22 protein-coding genes are annotated in these 23,382 nt (G+C 71.6%); 9 read left to right on the top strand and 13 right to left on the bottom strand.

The window, feature by feature from the left end; translation table 11 throughout:
• Nucleotides 1-24: 24 nt before the first annotated feature.
• Entirely contained in the window at nt 25-144 is a 120-nt protein-coding gene (locus CCN39_RS30850) for a DUF3224 domain-containing protein (protein WP_434781133.1), read from the bottom strand.
• A 68-nt stretch (nt 145-212) separates the two neighbouring features.
• On the opposite strand from CCN39_RS30850, the gene CCN39_RS30845 reads away from it, so the two are divergent.
• Entirely contained in the window at nt 213-1,286 is a 1,074-nt protein-coding gene (locus tag CCN39_RS30845; protein ID WP_086847910.1) for a ribonucleotide-diphosphate reductase subunit beta, read from the top strand.
• A 48-nt stretch (nt 1,287-1,334) separates the two neighbouring features.
• Here the strand turns inward: CCN39_RS30845 and CCN39_RS30840 are convergent, their stop codons facing one another.
• On the bottom strand, nt 1,335-1,799 hold the full coding sequence (locus CCN39_RS30840; RefSeq protein WP_086847907.1) for an NUDIX hydrolase: 465 nt from the start codon (nt 1,797-1,799) through the stop codon (nt 1,335-1,337).
• 8 nt (nt 1,800-1,807) lie between these two features.
• Entirely contained in the window at nt 1,808-2,212 is a 405-nt protein-coding gene (locus CCN39_RS30835; protein WP_086847905.1) for a pyridoxamine 5'-phosphate oxidase family protein, read from the bottom strand.
• 81 nt (nt 2,213-2,293) lie between these two features.
• Between CCN39_RS30835 and CCN39_RS30830 the strand changes: the two genes are divergently transcribed.
• The 4 genes from CCN39_RS30830 (at nt 2,294) to CCN39_RS30815 (ending at nt 7,345) form a co-directional block, all read left to right on the top strand.
• Entirely contained in the window at nt 2,294-3,271 is a 978-nt protein-coding gene (locus tag CCN39_RS30830) for an AraC family transcriptional regulator (protein WP_086847903.1), read from the top strand.
• 18 nt (nt 3,272-3,289) lie between these two features.
• Nucleotides 3,290-4,750 (top strand): cytochrome P450, encoded by a 1,461-nt coding sequence (locus CCN39_RS30825; protein ID WP_086847901.1) that lies wholly within the window; start codon nt 3,290-3,292, stop codon nt 4,748-4,750.
• Between the two features lie 237 nt (nt 4,751-4,987).
• A complete protein-coding gene (locus tag CCN39_RS30820; protein ID WP_086847899.1) occupies nt 4,988-6,805 on the top strand; it encodes an EAL domain-containing protein in 1,818 nt (605 codons plus the stop codon).
• 78 nt (nt 6,806-6,883) lie between these two features.
• On the top strand, nt 6,884-7,345 hold the full coding sequence (locus CCN39_RS30815; RefSeq protein WP_086847897.1) for a peroxiredoxin: 462 nt from the start codon (nt 6,884-6,886) through the stop codon (nt 7,343-7,345).
• On the opposite strand, the gene CCN39_RS30810 is transcribed toward CCN39_RS30815, so the two are convergent.
• From CCN39_RS30810 to CCN39_RS30795, 4 genes are all read right to left on the bottom strand, one after another.
• Nucleotides 7,342-7,872, bottom strand: a complete 531-nt coding sequence (locus tag CCN39_RS30810; protein WP_143264215.1) for a GNAT family N-acetyltransferase — start codon at nt 7,870-7,872, stop codon at nt 7,342-7,344. The genes CCN39_RS30815 and CCN39_RS30810 overlap by 4 nt on opposite strands.
• Nucleotides 7,873-7,910: 38 nt before the next feature.
• On the bottom strand, nt 7,911-9,119 hold the full coding sequence (locus tag CCN39_RS30805; protein ID WP_086847895.1) for an LCP family protein: 1,209 nt from the start codon (nt 9,117-9,119) through the stop codon (nt 7,911-7,913).
• Nucleotides 9,120-9,207: 88 nt separating this feature from the next.
• Nucleotides 9,208-10,464 (bottom strand): SAM-dependent methyltransferase, encoded by a 1,257-nt coding sequence (locus CCN39_RS30800; protein WP_086847893.1) that lies wholly within the window; start codon nt 10,462-10,464, stop codon nt 9,208-9,210.
• A gap of 94 nt (nt 10,465-10,558) precedes the next feature.
• Nucleotides 10,559-11,251, bottom strand: coding sequence for an alpha/beta hydrolase (locus CCN39_RS30795; protein ID WP_086847891.1), 693 nt, complete (start codon nt 11,249-11,251; stop codon nt 10,559-10,561).
• Between the two features lie 119 nt (nt 11,252-11,370).
• On the opposite strand from CCN39_RS30795, the gene CCN39_RS30790 reads away from it, so the two are divergent.
• Nucleotides 11,371-12,099, top strand: a complete 729-nt coding sequence (locus tag CCN39_RS30790) for an SIS domain-containing protein (protein WP_167455227.1) — start codon at nt 11,371-11,373, stop codon at nt 12,097-12,099.
• A 107-nt stretch (nt 12,100-12,206) separates the two neighbouring features.
• On the top strand, nt 12,207-13,373 hold the full coding sequence (locus tag CCN39_RS30785; RefSeq protein WP_086847887.1) for a serine hydrolase domain-containing protein: 1,167 nt from the start codon (nt 12,207-12,209) through the stop codon (nt 13,371-13,373).
• A gap of 105 nt (nt 13,374-13,478) precedes the next feature.
• On the opposite strand, the gene CCN39_RS30780 is transcribed toward CCN39_RS30785, so the two are convergent.
• On the bottom strand, nt 13,479-15,350 hold the full coding sequence (locus tag CCN39_RS30780) for an ABC transporter ATP-binding protein (protein WP_086847885.1): 1,872 nt from the start codon (nt 15,348-15,350) through the stop codon (nt 13,479-13,481).
• Between the two features lie 99 nt (nt 15,351-15,449).
• On the bottom strand, nt 15,450-15,881 hold the full coding sequence (locus CCN39_RS30775; RefSeq protein WP_086847883.1) for a MarR family winged helix-turn-helix transcriptional regulator: 432 nt from the start codon (nt 15,879-15,881) through the stop codon (nt 15,450-15,452).
• Between the two features lie 72 nt (nt 15,882-15,953).
• On the opposite strand from CCN39_RS30775, the gene CCN39_RS30770 reads away from it, so the two are divergent.
• Together CCN39_RS30770 and CCN39_RS30765 are read left to right on the top strand one after the other, a co-directional pair.
• Nucleotides 15,954-16,808: an LLM class flavin-dependent oxidoreductase gene (locus CCN39_RS30770; RefSeq protein ID WP_086847881.1), complete on the top strand. Its 855-nt coding sequence runs from the start codon at nt 15,954-15,956 to the stop codon at nt 16,806-16,808.
• A 32-nt stretch (nt 16,809-16,840) separates the two neighbouring features.
• Entirely contained in the window at nt 16,841-18,208 is a 1,368-nt protein-coding gene (locus CCN39_RS30765; RefSeq protein WP_086847880.1) for a glycosyltransferase 87 family protein, read from the top strand.
• On the opposite strand, the gene CCN39_RS30760 is transcribed toward CCN39_RS30765, so the two are convergent.
• The 4 genes from CCN39_RS30760 to CCN39_RS30745 form a co-directional block, all read right to left on the bottom strand.
• On the bottom strand, nt 18,195-18,404 hold the full coding sequence (locus CCN39_RS30760; protein ID WP_003071237.1) for a helix-turn-helix domain-containing protein: 210 nt from the start codon (nt 18,402-18,404) through the stop codon (nt 18,195-18,197). The two genes, CCN39_RS30765 and CCN39_RS30760, sit on opposite strands and share 14 nt — an antisense overlap.
• A 177-nt stretch (nt 18,405-18,581) precedes the next feature.
• Nucleotides 18,582-20,210, bottom strand: coding sequence for an ABC-F family ATP-binding cassette domain-containing protein (locus CCN39_RS30755; RefSeq protein ID WP_086847878.1), 1,629 nt, complete (start codon nt 20,208-20,210; stop codon nt 18,582-18,584).
• A gap of 137 nt (nt 20,211-20,347) precedes the next feature.
• Nucleotides 20,348-20,995, bottom strand: coding sequence for an acVLRF1 family peptidyl-tRNA hydrolase (locus tag CCN39_RS30750; protein ID WP_086847876.1), 648 nt, complete (start codon nt 20,993-20,995; stop codon nt 20,348-20,350).
• Nucleotides 20,996-21,070: 75 nt separating this feature from the next.
• Nucleotides 21,071-23,382, bottom strand: a 2,312-nt coding sequence (locus CCN39_RS30745) for a S8 family serine peptidase (RefSeq protein ID WP_143264214.1), incomplete at its 5' end; no start/stop codon positions are given.

Genomic DNA, 23,382 nt, shown 5'->3' with positions numbered 1-23,382 from the left:
CTCTCGAAACGGCCTTCGCGTCGGCTACAGCTCGTAGGTGAGCGTGAAGGTGTGGTTCTGCTCGGCGTCCATCTCGATGTTCGCCGAGCCGGAGATCCCGGTCAGCTCGCCGAAGCCCGAGCCGGACGTCGACTTCGTCGCCACCGAAGGCGCCGCCTGCCGCATCGACGACCCCGACTGCGAAGCCTGCCAGTAAAGGAATCCCTGCACAGATGACCAACGTGGAAACGACGGACGCGACCGGCCTCGGGGAGATCGAGGTCGGCGCCGCCCGGATCAACGTCGACGACAAGCGCATGATCAACGCGCGCGCCGACGTCAACCAACTGCTGCCCATGAAGTACAAGTGGGCGTGGGAGAAGTACCTGGCCGGCTGCAACAACCACTGGATGCCGACCGAGGTCGCCATGCAGGCCGACATCGCGCTGTGGAAGTCGCCGGACGGCCTCACCGAGGACGAGCGGCAGATGCTCAAGCGCAACCTCGGCTTCTTCGCGACCGCGGAGTCCTTGGTGGCCAACAACATCGTGCTCGCGGTGTACCGGCAGATCACCAACCCCGAGTGCCGCCAGTACCTGCTGCGCCAGGCGTTCGAGGAAGCCGTGCACACGCACACCTTCCAGTACATCTGCGAAAGCCTCGGCCTGGTCGAGGGCGAGCTGTTCAACATGTACCGCGAAGTCCCGTCCATTTCGGACAAGGACGCGTGGGCGCTGAAGTACACGCAGAACCTGGAGAACCCGGACTTCGAGACCGGCACGCCGGAGGCCGACCAGGCGTTCCTGCGCGACCTCGTCGCGTTCTACGTGATCTTCGAGGGCATGTGGTTCTACACCGGCTTCGCGCAGATCCTGTCGCTGGGCCGCCGGAACAAGATGGTCGGCATCGCCGAGCAGTACCAGTACATCCTGCGCGACGAGTCGATCCACCTGAACTTCGGCATCGACTGCATCAACCAGATCAAGATCGAGAACCCGCACCTGTGGACCGAAGAGTTCCAGGCCGAGGTGCGCGGGATGCTGCAGGAGGCGTGCGAGCTGGAGGTCAAGTACGCCCGCGACACGATGCCGCGCGGCATGCTCGGCCTGTCGGCGCAGCTGTGCGAGCAGTACATGCACTTCATCACCGACCGCCGCGCGCAGCAGATCGGCCTCCAGCCGATCTTCGGCGAGACCGAGAACCCGTTCCCGTGGATGTCCGAGGCGATGGACCTGAAGAAGGAGAAGAACTTCTTCGAGACCCGCGTGATCGAGTACCAGTCGGGCGGCGCCCTCGACTGGGACTGAGTCCCCGGTGAAGCCGGCCCCGCCCTGGTCCGCCGGGGCGGGGCCGGTTCACGTCGTCGCCCGCACGGCCAGTTCCGCGTCGAGCGGGCTCAGGTCCGGATCCACGGCCGCACCCGGTGCCCACCACCGGAAGCCGAGTCCTTCCCCGCTCAGGACGAGCCGGGGCGCCGTGGCGAGCTCGGCCCGGTAGACGGCGAGGAACTCCCGGCGCCGGGGATCGGCCAGGTCGAACTCGGCCACCGCGGCGAAGGTCAGCGCGACGCCGTGGATGCCGGTCTCCTCGGCCAGTTCGCGCACCGCGGCCGCGCGGGCGGTTTCCCCGGCTTCGCGCATCCCGCCGGGCAGTTCCCACTGCCTGCGGCGCTGGTCGAACATCATCAGGACGGCGCCGTCGTGGACGACCACGACGAGCGCGGCGGGCAGCGGTACCAGGCGCGGCAGCTCGCTTTCGGCGACACGGCGTACGGCGAGCAGCACATTGCCGGCCCGGTCCCGGAGGGGAAGCTCGGCCACGCCGGACGTCAGAACGCGTAGCGCCGCACGGTTTCCGGGTGCAGGACGAGCCGGATCTGCTCGGTGTCCCGGATCGCCTTCGCGTCGGCCGCGCGGTCCGGGTCGTCGAGGTCCCAGTACCGCGCCGCCAGGCGCTGCGCCAGCTCGTGCGCCCCGTCGGGTTCCACCGAAACGCGGCCCTCGACCGCCACCCAGCGCTCGCGCTCGCCCACCGGGGCCGCCACCACGATCGACGCGCGCGGGTCCCGGCGCACGCGCCGCACCTTGGGTGCGTCCGGCTCCGAGAACAGCTGGATCGTGCCGTCGCCGGCCGCCTCGAACCACACCGGGCGGGGCTGGCCGCCCGCCACGGTCAGGAACCCGTGCAGGGGACGGCGGAGGAACTCGAGGTCGTCGGAAGTCAATGCGGTCATGTCCCCATTGAACCGGCCGGGCGCGGACGATCCCATGGGTAAAGCGCCGGAATCCCTGTCCATTCGTCTAACCTCGGAACGGTGGACGACCTCTTCCGCGGTGTGCGGGCCCACGGCTCCCTGTTCGGCAGCTCGGCCCTGACCCCGCCGTTTTCGCTGCACTTCGTCGACGGCGCACCGCTGACCCTGTGCACCGCGCTCTCCGGCGGCGGCTGGATCGTCCCCGAGCACGGCGAGCCCGAACCGCTGCACGCCTACGACACCGTCGTCGTGCGCGGTCCGGGCACCTTCACCTTCGTCGACGAGCTCGGCACCGGCGCCGAGCCCGTCGCGTGCGGCGAGTACTGCGCCGCCCCCGAGCTGGGCGGGACGCGGCACCGGCGCGGCTGGCGCGACGACGGCGACGGCCCCACCACGCTGATCGTCGGCGCCTACCCGGCCGGCGGCGAGGTCAGCCGTCCGCTGCTGGACGCCCTGCCGCCCGTCCTGCGGGTCGGCGGCGGGGGTACCGGGGACGCCGTCCTGGACCACCTCGCCGCCGAGGTGGCCGCCGACACGCCCGGGCAGCAGGTCGTGCTCGACCGGCTGCTCGACTGGATGCTCGTCTGCACGCTGCGCGCGTGGTTCGACCGGCCCGGCGGCGAACCCCCGGCGTGGTGGACCGCCCGGCGCGATCCGGTGGCCGGCCCCGCGCTGCGGCTGCTGCACGACGAACCCGCGGCGCCGTGGACGGTCGGCGCGCTGGCCGCACGCGCCGGGGTGTCGCGCTCCACCCTGGCCAAGCGGTTCGCCGAGCTCGTCGGCGAACCGCCGCTGACCTACCTCACCCGCCGCCGGATGGCGCTCGCCGCCGACCTGCTGCTGGAGCGGAGCACCGCCACCGTCTCGGAAGTGGCCCGCAGCGTCGGGTACGCCGACGCCTTCGCGTTCAGCGCCGCGTTCAAACGGGTCCGGGGCACCAACCCGAGTGACTTCCGCAAGCACCGGCACGGACCACCCGAAAAGAGGGCACCCGAGGTGTTGTCAGACCGTCAACAAGGGTGCATCGTGGAGGGATAGCCGATCTCGACGCAGGAGATGGTCACTTTGCCGGGCACCGTGAGCCGAGCCGCCGAAGCACTGCGCGAACGGGTGCCGCCCCTGACCGCGCTCCCCCTGCCGCAGAAGGTCGACGAACGCTGGCTGCGGTCGCGCTGGCCGGTCAAGGAACTCGCGACCCCGCCCGCGGGCAGCGGCCTCAAGCCGGTGCTCGGCGACGAGGGGCCGCCCGTGGTCGGGCACATGCTCGAGATGATGCGGTTCGGCCCCGCGTTCGGCCTGCGCCGCCACGAGCTCTACGGCCCGGTGTCGTGGACCGGCGGGTTCGGCCGCCGGATCGTCGCGCTGTCCGGGCCCGAGGCCACGCAGATCGCGCTCGTCAACAAGGACAAGGCCTTCTCCCAGGAGGGCTGGAAGTTCTTCATCGAGAAGTTCTTCGAGCGCGGCCTGATGCTGATGGACTTCGGCGAGCACCACCTGCACCGCCGGATCATGCAGGAGGCCTTCACGCGCCCGCGGCTGACCGGCTACGTCGGCGAAATGGGGCCCGCCCTGCGCGAAGGCGTCGCGAGCTGGGGCTCGAGCGAGCGACCGCGGCTGTACTGGGCGCTCAAGCAGCTGACCCTCGACGTCGCGACCCGCGTGTTCATGGGCATGCGCAGCGGCGACGACGCCGCCCGGATCAACCGCGCGTTCGTCAGCTGCGTGCGGGCCGGCACCTCGTTCGTGCGCTTCCCGGTGCCGGGCGGGCGCTGGTCGGCCGGGTTGCACGGACGCCGGGTCCTCGAGCGCTACTTCGGCGAAACCCTGCCCGGCAAACGGCGTTCGGGCGGCGACGACCTGTTCGCCGCGCTCTGCCAGGCCACCACCGAGGACGGCGACCGGTTCTCCGACACCGACATCGTCAACCACATGATCTTCCTGATGATGGCCGCGCACGACACGACGACCATCACCAGCAGCGCCATGGCCTACTACCTGGCCAAGCACCCGGAGTGGCAGGAACGCGCCCGCGCGGAGTCCCTGGCCCTCGGCGACGACGTCCTCGACATCGACGCCGTTGAAAAGCTCGAAACCCTCGACCTGGTGATGAAGGAGGCGCTGCGGCTGGTGGCCCCGGTGCCGTCGCTGACCCGCCAGACCGTCAAGGACACCGACGTGCTCGGCCACTACATCCCGGCGGGCACGCTCGTCGGCGTCTCGCCGACCATCAACCACTTCACGCCCGAGTGCTGGACGAACCCCTTCGCGTTCGACCCGGAGCGCTTCGCCGAACCGCGGCGCGAGGACAAGTCGCACCGGATGGCGTGGATGCCGTTCGGCGGCGGCGCGCACAAGTGCATCGGGCTCCACTTCGGGAGTCTCGAGGTGAAGTTGCTGATGCACGAACTGCTGCGGGCCTACCGCTGGTCGGTTCCGGAGAGTTACACCGCGCGCTGGGACTACGTCTCGCTGCCGGTGCCCGCGGACGGCTTGCCGGTCCACCTGACGCGCCGCTGACCGCGCGAGCGTCCACCACCGCATACAGTAGGTAACGAAACGTTACCGTTTGTGGAGATTCGTTCACTCGTTCAGCCGGTAGACACCCCGTGACGCACATGATGGCGTGGCATCGATCGTGGGCGAAGGCTGCCTGGTGTGGCTTCATGATCCCCGACACCGTGTCTGACCTGGCCATACCTGTGCGTGAAGAGGTGGAGTGTGCCTGAACCCGGTGCCGCGTCAGGGCTACTGGACGTGGCGCGGCGGTGGGCGGCGACGTTGGCCGACACCAAAGGAGTAACGCTTCCCCCGGAGGAGCTCGAAGCTCTGCTGCTGGAGGTCGCGCACGACGCGGTCGGCCAAGCCGGCTCGCAGCACGACGGCGCCCTGCTGCGGTTCAGCGCGCTGTACGCCGCGTCGCCGATGGGGATCGCGCTGGCCGACCCCGACGGCCACATCGTGGAGGCGAACCTCGCCCTCGGCCAGCTGCTGGGCTGCTCGCCGGACCGGTTGCGGGGCCGGCACCTCACCGGCCTCGGCTCGACCGAGCACGACGTCTCCCGGCTCACGGCCGGCTTGGAGCAGGTGCGCGCGGGGCGCGACCGCTACCAGGAGCGGATGCTGCTCGACCACACCGAGGACGGGCAGCTCTGGACCGACGTCACGCTCGCCCGGCTGCCCGGTGACCGGCCCGGCTCGATCTACCCGGTGCTGATGGTCTCGGACGCGAACGAGCTGCACCTGCTGCAGGAGCGGCTGCTGCACCAGAACGTGCACGACCCGCTGACCGGGCTGCCCAACGCCTCGTCGTTCACCACCAAGCTGGAGGCCGCGCTCGGCGCCGGTGCGCGCGACGACATCGCGCTGGTCTACCTCGATGTCGACGGCTTCAAGGTGATCAACGACGGCCTCGGCGCCGGGGTCGGCGACCAGGTGCTGCGCGGGGTCGCGAACAAGCTGTCGGCGGTGTTCACCGGCCACCACGACGGGTTCGTCGCCCGGCTCTCCGGCGACGGCTTCGCGGTGCTGCTGCGGGGCGAACTGGCGGCGACCGAGGTCATCGGGCTGGTCGAGCGCGCCCTGGAGGACCTCAACGAGCCGATCTACCTCGGCGGGCACGGCATCGGCGTCAGCGCGAGCGCGGGCATCGTCGTGCGCGCGGCCGTCGAGGGCGGCGCCGCGGAACTGCTGCGGGCGGCGGAAATCGCGCTGCACCGCGCCAAGGAGGCCGGCAAGGCGCAGTGGATGCTGTTCGACCCCGAGCTGGACGCCCGCGACCGCGGCCGCTACCAGCTGGGCGCGGTGATCGCCGGCGCGCTGGAGAACGGCGAGTTCTCGCTGGTCTACCAGCCGACGGTGAAGCTGGCCCGGCCGGACGAGCTCGCCGCCGTCAACGCCGGGCTGCGGTGGAACCACCCGGAGAAGGGCGAGCTCGGCTCCGAGGAGTTCTACCCGCTGGCCCAGACCACGGGCATGACGGTGCCGCTGGGCCGCTGGCTCCTCGCCGAGTCCCTGGCGGCGACGGCCCGCTGGCGAACGCACCTGGGCGACGCGGCCCCGGACGTCTGCGTCCGCCTGCCGGCCCGGCTGGCGATCGACCCGGACCTGGTCCTGCTGGTCAAGGAGCAGCTGGACAAACACGAGCTCCCGGCACGGGCACTGCGCCTGTGCACCGACCGCGACTCGATGCTCGACCCGCGCGGCGAAGTCCTGGATTCGCTGACGGTCCTGGCCGACCTCGGCGCGCAGCTGGTGCTGACGATCTCGGGATCGGCGGACCTGGAGCTGATCCCGCAGCACCACCTCCCGGTCCGGCACGTGATCCTGTCGGGCCCGGTGGTCGACGCGCTGGACACGGACGAGCCGGCGGAGTCCGACCTGCGCCACCTGACCCAGCTGATCACCCGGGCCCGTGAGCTGCGCTTGAAGGTGGGGGCGGAAGGGGTCCGCACGCACGAGCAGGCGGCCCGGCTGCGCCAGCTGGGGGTGGTCGCGGCCCGCGGCCCGTTCGTGGCGGACTCGGCGACGGGCGACGAGGTCGACGAGCTGATCGCCCGGCACCCGCGGAAGTAGCGCCCGGACCAAGCCGGTGGCGAGCCTGCTCCGAAGACCCGGCAGGATGGGTTCTGCCGCCGACGAGAAAGGACGTCCATGGACGCCGGAGACCTCGCCCCCGACTTCACGCTGCCCGATGACCGGGGTCAGGAGCGCACGCTCTCGGACTTCCTCGCCACCGGGCCCGTGGTCCTGTTCTTCTACCCGGCCGCGATGACCGGCGGCTGCACCGCCGAGAGCTGCCACTTCCGCGACCTCGCGGCCGAGTTCGAAGCGGTCGGCGCGCACCGCGTCGGCATCAGCCCGGACGCCATCACCAAGCAGCGTGCCTTCGCCGCGGCGAACAGCTTCGACTACCCGCTTCTGTCCGATGTGGAGGGCCAGGTCGCGAAGCAGTTCGGCGTGTGGCGGAAACTCGTGCCGCTGCACACCAAGCGCGCCACCTTCGTCATCGGCGAGGACCGGAAGATCATCGCGAAGATCAAGAGCGAGCTGAACTTCACCGTCCACGCCGACGAGGCGCTCAAGGTGCTGCGGGAGCGGAACAAGGTCTCCTAGCGCGGAACGAGCCGCCACACGTGGTTGGTGCCCGTGCACGACGGCGCCAGCGGCTTCTCCGCCGGTTCCGTGCGCACCTCGGTGAACCCCAGCCGCGCGGGCACGGCTCCACTTCGGACGTTCCGCTCGTCGTGCTTGATCTCGACGTACCCGGCGCCGAGGCGGAACGCCTCCGCCGTCAGCAGCGTGACGGCCCGGGTCACCAAGCCGCGGCCGACGAACCCGGCCGCGAGCCAGTAGCCGATCTCGACGCCGCCGTCGCGGGTCATCACGCCGATGCCGCCGACCAGGCCGGCGCCGAGCCGCACAGCGTATTCGTACGCTTCGCCGCCCTCCCAGCGTTTCGCGGTCAGCCGGAGGAACTCCGCCGAGTCGTCGTCGGTGTACCCGCCGGCGACCCAGATCAGGAACGGGCGCAGGTGCGCCAGTGAGCCGCTGACGACCGCGGTCAGCGTCGCCCGGTCGCCCGGGTGCCAGCGGGTCAGCGTCAGGTCACCGTCGCGGTAGGTCTCGGCCGGGGTTTCCATGCAGCTCATGGTGCCCCGGCCGGGACCCCCACCGCGAATCAATTCACGATGATGCTGTCGGGCACCTCGGTGTCGTTCTTCAGCGCGTCGAACAGCTGCTTCGACTTGGCCTTGTCCCAGTTCTCCGCCGACCCGCTGGTCACCGGCACCGTCGTCGTCACCACGCCACCGGAGGAGATCCCGCGCATCGCGATCGCCAGGCCGGCCAGGTTGTGCACGTGGTCGCCCGAGTCCATGGTCAGCGCGTCCGGCGCCGAGGACAGCAGCGGGAAGAAGTCGAACGGGTTCAGCAGCGTTCCCGGGCTGGCGATCTGGCTGACCAGCGCGCCGATGAACTTGCGCTGGTTGGCGACGCGGTCGAGGTCCGAACGCGGGGTCGCGGCGCTGTGCCGCATCCGGACGAAGCCCAGCGCCGACCGGCCGTCGAGCGTCTGGCAGCCCGCCTTGATGTCGATGTTGGTGAAGGTGTCGTGCATGTCCTGGTCGATGCACATGTCGACGCCGCCGATCGCGTCGACGATGTTCGCGAACCCGCCGAAGCCGATTTCCGCGTAGTGGTCGATGTGCAGGCCGGTCGCGCCTTCGACGGTCTGCGCCAGCAGCTTCGGGCCGCCGAGCGAGAACGCCGCGTTGATCTTGTTCTTGCCGTGCCCGGGGATCGAGACCTGCGAGTCGCGCGGCAGCGACAGCAGCGTCGGCTTGGTGCTGTTGTCCGGCAGGTGCGCGACCATGATCGTGTCGGTGCGCTGGCCGCCGCCCGCCGCGGCGACGTCGCCCGTGGCGAGCCGCTCCTCGTCCTCCGCGGTGAGGCCTTCGCGGCTGTCCGAGCCGACGATCAGCCAGTTGGTGCCGGACGCGGCCACCGGGCGGCCGGAGTAGTCGGCCAGCGCGTCGACGCGCTTGATCGAGAACTCGAGGTAGACCCAGACGCCGGCGAGGAAGACGACGAACACCAGCACCAGGGCGCCCAGGACCTTGCCGAAGCTCCAGCGGCGCCGGCGCGGCGGCCGGGACGGCGGGTAGCCGTCCTCGGCCGGACGGCGCGGCGGGTCCTGCCGCGGGGGCGGCGGCGGGGCGTACTCGGGCTCGCGGGTGCCCATCGGGCGGGTGCGCTCGTCGTACGGGCTGCGGCCCCGCCCGGGCAGCGGCATCATCTGCGCGCGCTGGTGGTCCCGGGAACGGCCGCCCGGCGGCCGGGGCGGCGGCATCCGGCGCCCGCCGTCGTCGCCACGGTACGTCATCACCATCACCCAATCCCGATCCGGACAAACTGTCGTCGTCAGTACACCGCACGTCCTCGGAAGGAGGACGCCCGGCACCGGGGTCGGGTTGCGGTTACCGGCCGGTAGCCTCGTAGCCGAACTGGTGGACCTTGAGGTACCCGGAGCGGAACCCGGCCTCGGAATAGGCCAGGTAGAACTCCCACATCCGGCGGAAGACGTCGTCGAACCCGAACCCGGCGATGTCGGCCCAGCGGTGCAGGAACCGTTCGCGCCACCACCGTAGCGTGCGCGCGTAGTCCTGGCCGAACTCGCGCATCCCGGCCAGCTTGAGCCGGGTGTTCGCCTTGACGCCCTCCTCGATCGAGCGCACCGACGGGATCAGGCCACCCGGGAAGATGTACTTGTGGACCCAGCCGTAGGCCCGGGACGCCGCCAGCATCCGGTCGTGGTCCATGGTGATGGCCTGCAGGCCGAACCGCCCGCCCGGGCGCAGCCGCTCGTCGATCACCCGGTAGAACTCCGGCCAGTAGGACGCGCCGACCGCCTCGATCATCTCGACGCTGACGACGGCGTCGTACCGGCCGCTCGACTCGCGGTAGTCGCACAGCTTCACTTCGACGCGGTCGGAGAACCCGGCCGCCGCGATGCGTTCGGTGGCCAGCGCGCGCTGCTCCTCCGAAATGGTCAGTGACGTCACGTGCGCGCCGCGGGCCGCGGCGCGGATGGCGAGTTCACCCCATCCGGTCCCGATTTCGAGGACTTCGCTGCCTTCGCGGACACCGGCGTAGTCGAGCACGCTGTCGATCTTGCGGTGTTGCGCGGCGGTGAGATCGTCGTCGCTCGGCGCGAACAGCGCGGAGGAGTACGTCATCGACCGGTCGAGGAAGGCGCCGAACAGGTCGTTGGACAGGTCGTAGTGCCGGTGGATGTTCGCCCGCGCGCCTTCGAGGGTGTTCTCCTCGGACGGCGGCTGCGTCCGCTCGGCGAGCCGGCGGAACTTCTGCAGCGCCGGCGGGACGAGCGTGGCCATCCGCTCGGCGAACGGCGTCAGCACCTCGGCCAGGTCGGACGCGGTCCAGTCACCGGCCATGTAGGACTCGCCGAAGCCGATCTTGGCGTCGACGCCGAGGCGGTGGAAGAAGGCCTCGGGCGCCAGGATCCGCATTTCGGGTGATTCCGGGCCGCCGGCGCCGACCACGGAGCCGTCCGGGAAGATCACCCGGACGTCGAGCGGGCGGACCGCGCGGTGGAACAGCGCGGTGGCGATCCGCGCGCGCAGCGCGGAGTGCGGTGGGGTGGCCAGGCCCGGCCACCGGGTCCCGTCCGGGAGGTCCCGGGCCGACGCCCGGTCAGCGCTCGAAGTGGTCACGGGTACTCCCTCCGGCCGGCCAGGTTCGCCGGTGATCGATCGTAGTCGCCGCACCCCCGCGGCGCGTTTCGCAAATGCCCTGTTCGGGGCACTTTCACACCGGTATCCGCAGCCGCTGCGGGCCGGTGGCGGCCCACGCCCCGCGGAGGGTCCCGCCGTCGTCGCCGGCCAGCAGGTCCAGGGTGAACGCCACCGTCAGCCGGGTCCAGACCCGGGCGCGGCGCAGCATCGCGTGGCCCTCGTTGGCCATCTCGAACCGGGCGACGCGCGCGGCGACGCCCGCGGCCCGTTCGGCGAAGGCGTGGGACTCCGCCGGGCTCGTCATCCGGTCGCGGGTGCCGTGCACGATCAGCACCGACCGCCCGGCGACGGCCTCGACCGGCTCGCCCCGCGGCGTCCACGGCGCCAGCGCGCAGACCCCGCGCACCGCCGGGTCGTCGGCCACGCGCAGTGCCACCCGTGCCCCCATCGAGTGACCGATCAGCACGACCGGCAGGCCCGGGTGGTCGGCGTGGATGCGCGCGAGGGCCCAGCGGGCGTCGTCGATCGGGTCTTCGGCGGGCGCGTTCCAGCCGTAGCGGCGGTTGCGCAGCAGCCGCACTTCGACGCCGTCCCTACGGCCGGCCCGGTGGAGGGCGCGCGCGATGGGCACCATCCTGACGTAGGCCAGTTTCCAGGGCGGCACCTTGCCCGTGCCCCGCTCCGCGCCGCCGTGCAGCACGAGCACGACCGCCCGGGTCTTCCCCCGCGCCGGCCACACGGACACCGCCGGATCCACCTCGCCCACCCGCGTCCTCCTGATTCCCCCGGTCTCCGGGTCAACCTCGGTCCCCTGCCCGGCTATTCCACCGTGCGAAGTGGTCCGCACGGTAGATTCGGCGCCCGATCCCCGACGGAAGGGTGGGTGTGGTGAGCGCCACGGACATCACGGGCAGCGTCGCCGAGCAGCTGGCGGACGTCGAGCGGGCCAACGCCGAAGCGGTGCGGGCCGCGGCGGACCTGGTGCTGGGGGTGATCCGGGCCGACGCACTGGTCTACACCGCGGGCGCCGGGCACTCGCTGGCCGCGGTGGCCGAGACGTTCTACCGGGCCGGTGGACTGGCCTGCGTCTACCCGCTCTACCACCCGGACCTGCTCCCGCTGCACGGCGCGGTGTCCAGCACCCGGACCGAGCGGCGCAGCGGCCTGGCCGCGGAGGTGCTGGCCGAGCGCCCGCCGGGGCCGGACGACGTGCTGGTGGTGTTCTCGACGTCCGGCGTCAACCCCTACCCCGTGGAGCTGTGCATCGAGGCGCGCAAGCGGGGGGCGGCGGTGATCGCGGTGACGTCGCGGGCGTGCGTGGCCGCGGCGCCGCGGCGGTCGTCGAGCACGCTGGCCGAGCAGGGCACGGTCGTACTGGACTCGCTGGTCGTCCCCGGTGACGCGAGCTACCCGCCGGACGCCCCGCGCACCGCGCCACTGTCCACTGTGGTCAACGCGTTCCTGTGGAACCTGGTGCTGGCCCAGGTCTACGACCGCGGAACGGCCGAGGGCCTCGACGTCCCGCTGTGGCGGAGCTCCAATGTGGAGGGTGGCGACGAGGCGAACGCCGGGCTGCTGGCGAAGTACGGTGAACTCGTCCCCCGGCTGCGGTAGTTCGTCGGAAAGCACCGGCCGGGCACGTCTTGACGGATGTGCCCGGCCGTCTTAGCGTCGACATACCGACTGGTCGGTGTGGACCGGTCGCTTCCGGAGGAGGTCCGATGGACAGCGCCACGGCGACGGTGCACGGCGAGTGCGCGCCCGGTTTCGAACCGGTGCGCGAGGCCTTCGAGGAGAACTTCCGCTCCCGCGGCGAGCTGGGGGCCGCCTTCACCGCCGTCCGGCACGGCGAAGTCGTGGTGGACCTGTGGGGCGGGTGGTCCGGTCCCGACCGCGCCCGGCCGTGGCAGCCGGACACCCTGGCCAACGTCTGGTCGACGACCAAGGGCATGACCGCGCTCTGCGCGCACAGGCTGGCGGACGCGGGCGAGCTCGACGTCGACGCGCCGGTCGCGAAGTACTGGCCGGAGTTCGCCGCGGCCGGGAAGGCGGGGATCCCGGTGCGGTGGCTGCTTTCGCACCGCTCCGGCGTGCCCGGGATCGGCCTGGGCCGGCCGGTGGCGATCGAGGAGCTGTACGACTGGGAGCTGATGACGTCGCTGTACGCGGCCCAGGAACCGTTGTGCGAGCCCGGGTCCGCGGGTGGCTACCACGCGCTGGCCTACGGCTGGCTCGTCGGCGAGGTCGTGCAGCGGGTCGCCGGGCAGGGCATCCGCGAGTTCTTCGCCGAGCAGGTCGCCCGGCCGCTGGGCGCGGATTTCTCGATCGGCCTCGCCCCGGACGCCGACCTCGACCGCTGCGCGACGCTGGTGGACCCGGTGATGACCGAGGAGATGGCGAACGCGCTGGCCACGGCGTTCGCCGCCGCCGGCCCGGTGGCCCAGGCCGCGCTGATGAACCCGCGCCTGCAGGGCCACGACGCCAACGAGCCGGCGTGGCGCCACGCCGTCATGCCGGCGTTGAACGGCCACGGCACGGCCCGCGCGATCGCGACGATCTACGCGGCGATCGCCGACGGCACCCTCCTGTCCCCCGCGGCACTGGCGCGGGCCCGGGAGAGCCAGGGCAAGGAGATCGACGCGGTCCTCGGCCTCCCCAACGAGTGGGGCCTGGGCTTCTACCTCGGCAGCGACGCCCGCGGCTTCGGCCCCAACCCCACGGCCTTCGGCCACGACGGCCTCGGCGGCTCCACCGGCGCCGCCGACCCCGAAAACGGCATCGCCTTCGGCTACACCCTCAACCAGCTCGGCCCCCTCATCCGCGACGACCCCCGCAAAATGGCCCTGGTCCAGTCCCTCTACGCGTGTTTGGAAGGTCGACACGCGTGATTCAGAGGTCGACACGCGTGATTGGAGGGTCGACACGGCGCTGACACCGTGTCGACCCTTCAATCACGCGAGTTGACTCTCCAATCACGCGTGCTGACTCTTCGATCACGCGACGGCGGGTTCCTCGTCGGCGAACTGGGTTGCGTGGAGGGTGGCGTAGCGGCCGTTGGCGGCGAGGAGTTCGTCGTGGGTTCCGCGCTCGACGATCTCGCCGTGTTCGAGGACCAGGATCTGGTCGGCCGCGCGGACCGTGGAGAGGCGGTGGGCGATGACCAGGGCCGTGCGGCCGGCCAGGGCGTGGGTCAGGGCCTCGCCGACCGCCGCCTCGGACTCGGAGTCCAGGTGGGCGGTCGCCTCGTCGAGGATGACGACCTTGGGCTGGGCCAGTAGGAGACGCGCGATCGTCAGCCGCTGTCGCTCGCCGCCGGAGAGGCGGTAGCCGCGCTCGCCGACCGTCGTTTCGAGGCCGTCGGGCAGCGAATGCACCAGGTCACCGAGCCGGGCCCGCTCCAGCGCCTCCCAGATCTCCTCGTCGGTGACGCCGGGGCGCGCGTACGCCAGGTTGGCGCGGATGGTGTCGTGGAAGAGGTGCCCGTCCTGGGTCACGACGCCGACGGTTTCCCGCAGCGAAGCGAAAGTCAGGTCCCGGACGTCCACATCGGACAGCCGAACCGAACCGGAATCGACGTCGTACAGCCGCGGCAGCAGCGACGCGATCGTCGACTTCCCCGCCCCCGAAGACCCGACCAGCGCCACCATCTGCCCCGGCTCGGCCCGGAACGAGATCCCGTGCAGCACCTCTTCCCCGCCGCGGTGGTCGAGCGTCGTGACGTCCTCCAGCGAAGCCAGCGAGTACCGGTCCGCCGCCGGGTACCCGAACCGGACTCCCGCGAACTCGACCGAGACGCCGCCCGAGGGTGAAAGCGCCCGCGCCGAGGGCTTCTCCTCGATCATCGGCTTGAGGTCCAGGACCTCGAAGACCCGCTCGAACGACACCAGCGCCGTCATGACGTCGACGCGGACGTTGGCCAGCGCGGTCAGCGGCGCGTAGAGCCGGGTCAGCAGCAGCGCCAGCGCCACGACCGTGCCCGGCGCCAGCTTGCCGGTCAGCGCCAGGTACCCGCCGAGGCCGTAGACGAGCGCTTGCGCCAGCGCCGAAACCAGGGTCAGGCTGGTCATGAACCAGCGCGTCAGCATCGCCGTCCGGACGCCGATGTCGCGCACGCGCCCGGCCCGCAGCCCGAAGTCGTCGGCCTCCTGCACCGGACGGCCGAACAGCTTCACCAGCGTCGCGCCCGGCGCCGAGAACCGCTCGGTCATCTGGGTGGTCATCCCGGCGTTGAGGTTCGCGGCTTCCCGCTGCAGGCCGGCCATCCGGCGGCCGAGCCGGCGCGCGGGGATGACGAAGATCGGCAGCAGCACCAGCGCGAGCACCGTGACCTGCCAGGACAGCGTCAGCATGACGGCCAGCGACAGCGCCAGCTGGATGACGTTGGTGACCAGCCCGGACAGCGTCGCGGTGAACGTCCGCTGCGCGCCGATGACGTCGTTGTTGAGCCGCGAGACGAGCGCGCCGGTGCGGGTGCGCGTGAAGAAGGCGATCGGCATGCGCTGGACGTGCTCGAAGACCGCGCGCCGCAGGTCGTAGATGATGCCCTCGCCGATGCGCGCGGACTGCCACCGCTCGATCAGGCCGAACCCGGCGTCCGCGATCGCCAGCGCGGCGATCACGACGGCGAGCCAGATGACCAGCGTGACGTCGTGGCCGCCGACGATCGCGTCGACCACCTTGCCCGCCAGCACGGGTGTCGACACGGCGAGCACCGCCGAGACGACGGTGAGCACGAGGAAAGCCAGCAGCCGCCGCCAATGCGGCCGGGCGAAGCGCGCCACGCGTTTCAGCGTGCCGCGGGTGAGCGCCTTCGGGGCGTCGTCGGCTCGCATCGCCGAGCTCCACAGCCCCCACATGTTGTCCACGGGAAACCCCCAGTGTCTCAAAACCTCTACATTAGCCGAGGTTTTCGCCGGATATGACCTGGACAACGCCCCCGTTGTCCGTTTACTTCCCGAAGTCGTTCACTCGACGCGAACAACTTGGTGCAGCGCGGCGCGCAGCCGCTCGGCGTCCTCGGCGGAGAGCGGCTCCAGCAGGAGCGCCTCCGCCTGCCGCGTGCGTTCCGCGCCCGCCTCGCGCACCCGCTCCCCCTCGGGCGTCAGCAGCACGAGGCGCTTGCGCCGGTCCCCCGGCGCGACCTCGCGCCGGACCAGGCCCTTGGCCTCCAGTTCGTCCACCAGCGCGACCATCGTCGTCCGGTCCACCCCCAGCCGGGCCGCGCCGTCCTGCTGCGACCGCGCCGGCCCGTCGCCGAAGAGGGCGAGCAACGCGAGCTGCCGCCCGGTGACGCCGAGCGGCGCGTACAGCGGCTCGGCCAGCTCGGCGAGCCGCAGCTGGGCGTGCTTGAGCAGGTAGCCGAGCCGCTGGGTGACGGCGAGGGGCGCGCTGGACATGCGCAGACTCTACACCTACGCTGATCGTCAGTTTCACTGATGATTCGTCATACTGACTATCAGGAGCTCCTCATGACCACCATCGGACTCAAGCCACCCCAGCAGCACCTCGGCATCGCCGCGCTCCGCGAGATCTGGGCGATCGCCGACGACGCCGGCTTCGACGGCTGCTGGGTGTTCGACCACCTGGCGCCGATGGGCCCCGACCGCACCGGCGACGTCTTCGACGGCTGGAGCCTGCTGGCCGCGATGGCCGAAGCGACGAACCGGGTGCGGATCGGCTGCCTGGTGTCCGGCAACACCCACCGCCACCCGGGCACGTTCGCCAAGATCGCCGCGACCGTCGACCACCTTTCCGGCGGCCGGCTCGACGTCGGCCTCGGCGCGGGCGGCGACGCGCTGACCGACGCGATGATGGGCACGCCGACACCGCCACCGGTCGAACGCGTCGAACGGCTGGCCGAGACCTGCGAAATCCTCAGTCTGCTGTGGACACGGCCGGAAACCACCTTCCGCGGCCGCCATTACACGCTCACCGGCGCGATCAGCGACCCGAAGCCGCTGCAACGGCCGAAACCTCCGCTGTGGCTGGGCAGCAGCGGCGAAAAGCGTGGTTTGCGGGTCGTCGCCGAGCACGCCGACGTCTGGCTCAACGCGGCCCTGCCCGGGACGGAAATCCCCGAGCTACAACGGCTTTCGCGCGTCCTCGACGAGCACTGCGCGGCGGCCGGCCGGGAGCCGGCGTCGATCCGCCGGGCGGTGCAGTTCCGCCTGCCGTCCGATGCGGACAGCGCGGTTCGCCTCACCCAGAGCTACGTCGACGCCGGCTTCACCGAACTGGTGCTGATGCCCGCCGGCCGCGACGACGTCGTCGCGGCGTCCGAGGCGGCCGCGAAGCTGCTTCCCCGCCTGCGAGACGTCGGCTGAACCGGGCGCCGGGCCCTCGGTAGCCTGGCGACGTGGAAACGGAGGTGGGCCAGGCGCCCGCATGGCGGCGCGCGGCCCGGCTCTTCACGGCCCCGTCGCGCACCGGAGAGGCCGCGCCCCTGCGCTGGGACCTGGGGTTCTACCTGGCCTGCCTGGCTTTCGCGCTGCCGACCGCCCTCGTGTCCGAGTTCTACGGCTACCGCGTCTGGGGCAATTTCGCGACGGTGGCGTACGGCCTCGGCGCGGCGCACAGCGGCTACCTGCTGCTGTCCGCACGCAGGGGCCGTACGCCGCGTGGCGTATCCGGCTCACGCTGGTGCGGCATCACCGCGGTCGCGCTGTTGGCGATGATCCTCCCGTTGGCACTCCTCGTGATTCGCCGCCTGACCGGGGTGGACTGGCTGATCACGCCGTTCTCGTGGGCCGCCCAGCCCGAAGTCTGGGTGATCGAGCGGTCCGCGGATCTGCTGCTGCACCACGGAACCCCGTACGTCGACGTCACGGCGCTCGGCCGGGCGGCCGTGGTAAACGATTACACGCCCTACGGGCCGGTGATGGCGGTCTTCGGCCTGCCGCGGGCGCTGTTCGGCGGTACGCCGCTGACGAACGCGCTCACCGACGCCCGGTGGATGTTCGCCCTGGCCGCCTGCGCGTGCGTGCTGGGCACGCTGAAGCTGCTGAAGTGGCCCCGGGTGCCGGTCGGCGCCGCGCAGCTCGCGCTGGCCTGCCCGCTCACCGCGCTCACCTGGGCCGTGGCCGGCCCGGACCTGGCCATCGTGGGCCTGCTGGTGCTCAGCTGCGCGCTCGCGGCCACCGGGCGGGTCGCCTGGTCGGGCCTGGTGCTGGCCCTGGTCGTCAGCGCGAAGCTCATCGTCGCGCCCGCCGCCGCGGTGCTGGCGGTGCTCGTGCTGGTGCGCCGCGGCTCGGTGGCCGGCGAGAAAGGCCTCGACTGGGCCGCGCTGGCCCGGTTCGCAGCGGCGCTGGTGGCGACGACGGTCGCCCTCCACCTGCCGGTGTACCTGGTGGATCCGGCGGCGTTCGTCGAGCACGTCTTCCGGTTCCCGCTCGGCATGGGCGTCGTGCGCTCGCCCGCGGCCAGCCCGCTGCCGGGCCACCTGATCGCCGAGACCGGCCCCTTCGGACAGGTGGCGGCCTTCGTGCTCGTCGGCGCCGCGGCCGTGGCGATGGTGCTCTGGCTGGTGCGCCGGCCCCCCGCGAACGGCTCCGCCGCACTGCTGCGCATCGCCGTCGGACTCGGCGCGTTGATCCTGCTCACCCCGGCCACCCGGTACGGCTACCTGGTGTACCCGCTGGTCCTGCTCGGGGCCCACCTGGCGTTCCGCGTGGCCGAAGTTCCCACTGCGCCCCCCGCGCAGCAGTCCGCGACTACTTCTTCTTGACCCTGGTGGCCCCGCCGCGCCCCCGCAGCTGGACGCCCGACTCCGACAGCACCCGGTGGACGAACCCGTAGGACCGCCCCGTCGACTCCGCCAGCGCCCGGATGCTCGAGCCCTTCTCGTATTTCTTCTTCAGGTCAGCGGCCAGCTTGTCGCGCGTGTTGCCGGTGATCCGCGCGCCTTTCTTGAGATCAGCCACGTCGATCGCCTTCCCGCCGAGAGTGTTCTGGGCCACATATCGGCCCCTGCCGGGGCAATGATCGAACACTGAGCGCCGGAATGCCAGACGACAGACGCGAAACAGCCGAAATTGCGATCACATTGGGCCATTCCAGTGCTCTACGGCGAGTGATCTTGCACCCGAATGGACGCACCGTCACGCAAGCTGGACAAGTTCGAGGTAGTCCGCCGACCAGTGATCCTCGGTTCCGTCGGGCAGCAGGATGACCCGCTCGGGCTCCAGCGCCTCGACCGCGCCCGGGTCGTGCGTCACCAGGACGACGGCACCGGCGAAGCTGCGCAAGGCGTCCAGGACCTGGGCCCGGCTGGCCGGATCGAGGTTGTTCGTGGGCTCGTCGAGCAGCAACACGTTGGCAGCACTGGAGACCAGGCCCGCCAGCGCGAGCCGGGTCTTCTCACCACCGGAAAGCGTGCCGGCCGGCTGGTCGAGTTGTTCGCCGGTGAAGAGGAACGAGCCGAGCAGGTTCCGCAACTCCTGCGCTCCGGTGTCCGGAGCGAGATGTCGGATGTTTTCCCACACCGACGCATCATGATCAAGAGTTTCGTGTTCCTGTGCGTAATAGCCCAAACGCAATCCGTGACCCGGAACGACGGATCCGGTGTCCGGGGTTTCCATTCCGCCGAGCAGCCGGAGCAAAGTCGTCTTTCCCGCGCCGTTCAGCCCGAGTACGACAACCTTCGAACCGCGGTCGATGGCGAGATCGACGCCGGTGAAGATTTCCAGTGAGCCGTAGGACTTCGAGAGCCCCTCCGCGGTGAGCGGGGTGCGGCCGCAGGGCGCGGGCTCCGGGAACTTGATCCGGGCGACCTTGTCGGCGTGGCGGGTGTCCTCGAGCGAGGAGAGCATCTGCTCCGCGCGGCGCGCCATGTTCTTGGCCGCCACGGCCTTCGTCGCCTTCGCCCCGAGCTTCGCGGCCTGCTGCTGCAGCGCCGACGCCTTCTTCTCGGCGTTGGCGCGCTCGCGGCGGCGGCGCTTCTCGTCGGTGGCGCGGGCGTCGAGGTAGCGCTGCCAGCCCATGTTGTACAGGTCCAGCTCGCCGCGGGTGGCGTCGAGGAACCAGACCTTGTTGACCACGTCGGCCAGCAGCTCGACGTCGTGGCTGATCACGACCAGGCCGCCGTCGTGCTGCTTGAGGAAGCCGCGCAGCCAGTTGATGGAGTCGGCGTCCAGGTGGTTGGTCGGCTCGTCGAGCAGCAGGATCGTCTCGGACTTGCCGCCGGCGCCGGCTTCGGCCGCGGCGAACAGGATCCGCGCCAGCTCGACGCGACGGCGCTGGCCACCGGAGAGCGTTCCCAGTGTCTGCGCGAGGACGCGGTCGGCGAGGCCCAGGTTGGAGCAGATCCGCGCGGCTTCGCTCTCCGCGGCGTACCCGCCGAGGGAGGCGAAGCGCTCCTCGAGCCGGGCGTAGCGGTTGATGGCCTTGTCGCGGGCGGCGTCGTCGACGAGCTCGGCCATCGAGGCCTGCGCCTTCTCCATGTCGCGCATCAGCTTGTCCAGACCACGCGCGGAGAGCACGCGGTCCTTCGCCGTGACCGACAGATCGCCTTCACGCGGGTCCTGCGGCAGGTAGCCGAGCTCGCCGGTGCGGCGGACGTCGCCCGCGTGCGGCTCGCCTTCGCCGGCGAGGACCTTCAGCGAGGTGGTCTTGCCCGCACCGTTGCGGCCGACGAGACCGATGCGGTCGCCGGGCTGGATGCGGAGGGTGACGCCGTTGAGCAGGATGCGCGAACCCGCGCGCAGCTCGAGGCCGGTGGCCGTGATCAAGGGAAACTCCCGTGGAAAGGGGGCGTACGGAGGACAGCGTCAGGCGGCCGCACGGGCCGCGGCGTCACTCCAGCTGGATATCCACGGAGACCAGTGTACGGGCCGGCGGCCAGTGGATTTTCCGGACGTGTGCGGACTCACCCGTCGCGCAGCGTGACCTGCACGGACAGCGCTCGGACGGCGGCCTCCTCGAGCACGGCCCGGCTCGGTTCGCCGACGTCCAGCACGCGGGGTTCCGCACGGGCGAACAGCGGCGCCAGCCGGTGGTCTTCGCGCAGCTCGCCGAGCGCGCGCCGGTCACCGCCGAGCACCACGGCATCCACTTCGGACAGCCGGGGCACGAGCACTTCGAAGACGTCCTTGGCCGCGTCCTGGAGCGCGTGGCGCGCCTGGCCCGCCCGACGCCGGGCGAAGCGCTGCTGCGACCACCCGCCCGCGGCGGAGCGGCCCTGCACGAGGTGGCGGTCGGTGCGCGAGACCTCGATCCGGCCGTCCCGCGCGATGCCGACGCTGTGGCCGCCGCGCCGCACCACCACGAGCGCGATGCGCCGCGGCACCAGCGCGTGGGCGACGAGCCCGGCCACGGACGGTTCTCCGAGTGGCCCGAACGGGACGGTGGCGGTCGCGGAGGTGCCGTCGGCCGCGGTCACCCGGACCTCGTCCCCGGTGCCCGAGGTCGCCGTGATCCCGCCGTGCCGCTCGGCGAACCGGGCGAAGAAGCCTGCCAGGCGTTCGGGCGGCACTTCGACCGCGCGCCCGCCGCCCGCGACTTCCCGTGGCTTCACGAGAACTGTGCCTTCACGGGAAAAGGGTACGGGGCCGCCGCGTCGCCGCGACGGCCCCGTACCGGTGATCGTGCGTTACAGCGGGTGGACCGGCCCGTTGTTGGTCACGGCCCGCACGTTCGACGGCGCGCCGGCCGCCGCGGGCTGCACGAACCCGTTGATGTGCAGGGCGACCGAGCGGATCGAACCGGCGTCGCCGCCGGCCGCGTCGACCACACCGAACGTCCACGTGCCGTCGACCGCCGCGCCGGCGAGGTTGCCGGTCAGGGCCTGCGTCGGCCGCCAGGTGCCGGTGAACGGCGCGTTGGCCGAGGTCACCGTGCTGAACGCGGCCGCCGCGTTGTCGGCGAAGACGACCTTGCACAGGTTCTTGCCCGAGCTGCCGTTGCGCTGGAACACCGTGGCCTTCGCCCCGGAGGGCGACGTCAGCGTGCCGACCAGGTCACCGACGTACGAGTGGTTCAGACCCACTGTCGTCGAGGTCGGGTCGGTGCTGCACGTGGTGCCGTCCACCGAGAACGTCACCTTGGACGCGCGGCCGACCCCGGTGACCGGGATGGTCACCGACGCGCCGACCGGGCTGTTGTCCGGGATGGCCACCGGCTCGCCGGTGTAGGCGAAGTCCTGCGCGACCGGCGACGGGGTGCCGACCGGGAGCGAGAACGACGTCGTCGTCGGCGAGTGCGCCCCCGCGAAGGTGACGCGGGCGTTCAGCACCACCGGCACGCCGAGCTGCTGGCTCGCCGGGACGGTGATGGTGAAGTCGTTGACGCCGGTCTGTCCCGGGCTGATGGTGCCGTAGGACTTGGACCGCGGCGCCACCGTGACGCCCGGGGTCGGGCTGGTGAGCACGACGCTGGTCGACACCGCGGTGCCGTCACCGTCGTTGGTCACCGGCAGCGTCACCTTGGCGGTGTCGCCCGGGTCGAGCGCCGAGCCGCCGTCGGCCGGGGTGACCGTCGGCTGCTTGGCCACCGCGAGCGGCTGCGGGCTGGCGCCGGTGTAGGCCAGCACCTTGTCCGCGAGGATGACGCCGGCCCCGGTGAAGTTGTCGCGGCCCGGGGTTTCGATGTCGATCGCGGTGTTGATCAGCGCTTCGCGCACCTCCGCGGGCGGCAGGCCGGGGTTGCCGGACAGCACGAGCGCGGCGATGGCGGCCGCGTGCGGGGCGGCGGCCGAGGTGCCGAAGAACGGGTTGAACCCGGTCACGCTGGTGGTGACGCCGTCGGCCGCGGTGATCTCCGGCTTGTTCCGGACCTCACCACCGGTCGAGGACACGTTGCCCGGGGTGATCGGCGTGCCGTTGGCCTCGTAGAACACCCGGCGCGGACCGTCGGAGGTGAACCGCTCGGCCTTGGTGGCACCGCTGAACGCGCCCGGGTACGGGCCCGCCGGGTTGGCCGGGTCGCCCGGTTCGAGGGCCCGGCCGAACGCCTTGGCCGCCGGGGCGGCCGCGACGCTGAAGGCGTCCCGCGCGGCCGAGTGGCCGACCGTGACGCCCGGGGTGTTGTAGGCCTTGAGCCCGTCGGCCGAGTCGGAGAACCGGCCGCGCAGCGCGGACAGCGACAGGTAGCGGTTCTGGCCGGAGAACTTCACGATGGCCAGGCGCAGCCCGGTCCCGCCGAAGGCCGGCGTCGTGACGCGCTCGTACGGGTCCTGCGTGCCGGTCTGGACGTCCTGGCTGAAGCTGACGACCGCGCCCGCGGAGTTGAGCAGGTAGAGGTCGTAGTCGTTCGCGGACGCGCCGAGCGGGTCCGACCAGTGCAGCGTCACCGGCACGTTGGCCGAGGACGCGTTCGAGATCGGCTCGTAGATCTGGTTGCCCGCCGCGCCGGCGAAGTTGTGCGCGGTGCCGGCGAACTTGCCGACCGACTTGCCGGAGTCGACGAAGTCGCCTTCCCAGTGCGCGGCGGTGCCGCTGGCGACGTTGCCTTCGTTGCCCGCGGACGAGAAGTACAGCGCGCCGTCGGCGGTCACGTCGTTCACGGCCTGGGCGATGATCCAGTCCTGGAACGGCGATTCCTTGAAGTAGATGACGTCGTCGACGATGACGTCGCAGTGCGACTCGAAGCGCAGCTTGCGGATGTTGTCCGCGAAGCTGGCGTCGGAGTTGAACGCCGAGGCGAAGCCGAGCGCGGCGCGGGGCGCGAGGTCGTGGATGATCTCGAGCATCGCGGTGCCCTCGTCGCCGTCGCCCTCCTGGCCGGCGATGACGTCGACGTCCGGCGGGAGTTCGCCCTTGGCCTGCGAAGCGGCCAGGGAGTCGACACCGTCGGACAGGGCGCACGCCTTGACGCCGACACCGGTGACGCCGAACTGCTGGCGCGCGAGGTCGGCGTTGTGGGCGCGGTCGCCTTCGCTGACCAGCGGCGCGGCCGCGGCGGCCG

It is taken from the genome of Amycolatopsis kentuckyensis, assembly GCF_002155975.1.
GTDB classification, from domain to species: domain Bacteria; phylum Actinomycetota; class Actinomycetes; order Mycobacteriales; family Pseudonocardiaceae; genus Amycolatopsis; species Amycolatopsis kentuckyensis.
The sequence above is the reverse complement of the archived record's forward strand: the minus strand, read 5'-3'. Positions and strand labels throughout refer to the sequence as shown.

Excerpts from the sequence above, each read along its gene's own strand:
- CCN39_RS30805 (WP_086847895.1), bottom strand. The coding sequence starts at position 9,119 with ATGGTGATGACGTACCGTGGCGACGACGGCGGGCGCCGGATGCCGCCG.
- CCN39_RS30770 (WP_086847881.1), top strand. The coding sequence starts at position 15,954 with ATGACCACCATCGGACTCAAGCCACCCCAGCAGCACCTCGGCATCGCC.
- CCN39_RS30815 (WP_086847897.1), top strand. The coding sequence starts at position 6,884 with ATGGACGCCGGAGACCTCGCCCCCGACTTCACGCTGCCCGATGACCGG.
- CCN39_RS30845 (WP_086847910.1), top strand. The coding sequence starts at position 213 with ATGACCAACGTGGAAACGACGGACGCGACCGGCCTCGGGGAGATCGAG.
- CCN39_RS30835 (WP_086847905.1), bottom strand. The coding sequence starts at position 2,212 with ATGACCGCATTGACTTCCGACGACCTCGAGTTCCTCCGCCGTCCCCTG.
- CCN39_RS30825 (WP_086847901.1), top strand. The coding sequence starts at position 3,290 with ATGGTCACTTTGCCGGGCACCGTGAGCCGAGCCGCCGAAGCACTGCGC.
- CCN39_RS30775 (WP_086847883.1), bottom strand. The coding sequence starts at position 15,881 with ATGTCCAGCGCGCCCCTCGCCGTCACCCAGCGGCTCGGCTACCTGCTC.
- CCN39_RS30810 (WP_143264215.1), bottom strand. The coding sequence starts at position 7,872 with ATGGAAACCCCGGCCGAGACCTACCGCGACGGTGACCTGACGCTGACC.
- CCN39_RS30785 (WP_086847887.1), top strand. The coding sequence starts at position 12,207 with ATGGACAGCGCCACGGCGACGGTGCACGGCGAGTGCGCGCCCGGTTTC.